2 protein-coding genes are annotated in these 2,118 nt (G+C 59.8%); both read left to right on the forward strand.

The genetic code is table 11. The annotated features are described in order from the left end of the window. On the forward strand, positions 1-615 hold a 615-nt coding region (locus WCA53_RS13550), incomplete at its 5' end, for a c-type cytochrome (protein ID WP_423910871.1). Between the two features lie 20 nt (positions 616-635). Next, the coding region (locus tag WCA53_RS13555; protein ID WP_423910874.1) for a cbb3-type cytochrome c oxidase subunit I at positions 636-2,118 on the forward strand (1,483 nt) is incomplete at its 3' end.

The raw sequence follows: 2,118 nt of genomic DNA on the forward strand, positions 1-2,118 counted from the left end.
GCCTACGACGACGCGGCCGATCCATCGCAGCGCTTTGTCACGGCTAACGAGATCCACATCCCGGTCGGCGAGCCGGTACGCATCAGGCTCAATAGCGCGGATGTCATCCATGCGTTCTGGGTGCCCATTCTCGCGGGCAAGACACAGACGATCCCGGGGCAAACGAATGAGCAATGGATTCAGGCCGACCATCCGGGCGTTTATCGCGGCCAATGTTCGCAGTTCTGCGGTGCTCAGCACGCCCACATGGCGTTTGAGGTGATCGCACAAAGCCGCGCTGATTTTGCGGCATGGAGCGCGCAGCAGGCGAAGCCGCACCTCCCGACATCTCTTGCAAGCCCGTCCGTTGCGGCGGGTCAAAAGGTTTTCAACGAACGCTGCGCTGGCTGTCACACGATCCGGGGGTCGCTCGCCGAAGGTGTGCAGGCCCCCGACCTGACGCACCTCGATTCGCGTCGACTGATTGCTGCCGGGATGCTTCGCAATACCGCCGCAAATCAACTCGACTGGATTACGCATGCGCAGCAGATCAAACCCGAATCCATGATGCCGAGCATGATCCTGAACCCCGACGAAGCAACTGATCTGTCCGCCTTCCTTGCCACCCTGAAATAACAAACGAGCACTGTGAAGCCATGAGCGCACCCGTCAAGCCCGATCGCCACGCGAACTCGCGAAGCACAGTGGCACTTTCACGCGTGCCCGAGATCGGTCGGGTAATCCACGGCAGTCCTGTGCAACTGCGGCTCCAGGAGATCTGGGAGGCAGAACCCGGCTGGCGGGGCTGGCTCTCGACGGTCGATCACAAGACGATCGGCCTTCGCTACATCATTACGGCGTTTGTCTTTTTGTTGATGGGCGGCATGGAAGCGCTGTTCATGCGCCTGCAACTCGCCCGTCCGAACGCCACGTTGCTCTCGCCCGAGCAATACAACCAGCTCTTCACGATGCACGGCGTGACGATGATTTTTCTCTACGCGTTGCCTGTGCTGTCAGGATTTTCCAACTATCTATGGCCGCTCGTGCTGGGCGCGCGCGACATGGCGTTTCCGCGCCTCAATGCGCTGTCGTACTGGGTGTTTTTGTTCGCCGGGATTTTTCTGTATTCAAGTTTTCCGTTTGGACAAGCGCCGAACGCCGGCTGGTTCAACTACGTGCCGCTCTCAGGACTCGAATACGACACGGGCCCGAATATCGATATCTATGCACTCGGGATGGTCTTGCTTGGCATCTCGACCACGGTGGGCTCGGTCAACTTTGTCGCCACGCTTGTGCGCATGCGTGCGCCCGGCATGTCGCTCAACCGGATGCCGGTCCTGGTCTGGGGCACGCTGACGGCGTCTGGCGGCAACCTGCTGGCCGTGCCGGCGGTTAGCCTTGCCTTCTTCATGTTGTGGCTCGACCGTCAGTTCGGCACGCATTTCTTCGATGTCCTGAATGGCGGACGACCGCTCCTATGGCAGCACATGTTCTGGATGTTTGCGCATCCGTGGGTCTATGCGGTCGTGTTGCCGGCCATGGGCATCGTGTCCGACGCATTGCCCGTCTTCTGCAGGCGGCCACTCGTCGGCTATACCCCGGTTGCGCTGGCGACGGTCGCCACGATGGTGGTGGGCTTTATCGTCTGGATCCATCACATGTTTGCAACCGGCATTGCGCCGCTCGGGCTGGCGTTTTTCGGCTCGGCCAGCATGGTGATTGCGATCCCCAGCGCGGTCGCCACGTTCGCATGGGTGGCAACGATCCATACGGGCCGTCCCGTGTTCAAAGTGCCTTTTTTCTACTTCGCTGGCTTTGTGCTGCTGTTCGTGATTGGCGGCGTGTCAGGTGTCATGACGGCGGCCGTGCCGCTCGACTGGCAACTGACCGATACCTACTTCGTGGTGGCACATTTGCACTATGTCCTGCTGGGCATCAACGTTTTCCCCGTCATCGGGGGCATCTACTTCTGGTTCCCCAAGTTCACTGGTCGCATGATGAGCGAGCGAATCGGCAAGACTGGCTTTGTCGTCATGTTTATCGGATTCAATGTCGCCTTCTTCCCAATGCATATTGCAGGGCTGCTCGGCATGCCGCGGCGCATTTATACCTATCCCGCCGACATGGGCTGGAACACCG

The organism is Caballeronia sp., from assembly GCF_049581465.1.
Taxonomy (GTDB): Bacteria; Pseudomonadota; Gammaproteobacteria; order Burkholderiales; family Burkholderiaceae; genus Caballeronia.